Raw genomic sequence first — 239 nt, 5'->3', positions numbered from 1 at the left:
GGGCGGGTTAGAGATGATCATGTCAAAGCGACCGGTCACGTCGGAGAAAACGTTGCTGGCAAACACGTCACCTTCTATGCCATTCGCAGCAAGCGTGGCGCGGCTGGCTTCTACTGCCGGGGCGCTCACGTCACACAGGTTTAACCGCACTTTTGGTGAGTGGCTGGCGAGAACCGTTGACAGCACGCCCGCGCCACAGCCGACGTCCAGCACCTTGCCCTTGGTGTGAGGCGTCAGGG

Annotated in this window: 1 protein-coding gene; it reads right to left on the bottom strand. The window is 61.1% G+C overall.

Annotated features, from left to right (window positions below; genetic code table 11):
• Window positions 1–239: methyltransferase (locus RTW80_RS30690; protein WP_312722028.1), on the bottom strand; the 239-nt coding region annotated here is incomplete at both ends.

This window comes from Escherichia sp. AM3 (assembly GCF_032029835.1).
In the GTDB taxonomy this organism is placed as follows: Bacteria; Pseudomonadota; Gammaproteobacteria; order Enterobacterales; family Enterobacteriaceae; genus Escherichia; species Escherichia coli.
Note: the sequence above shows the minus strand (reverse complement) of the source record. Positions and strands in the feature narration are given on the sequence as shown.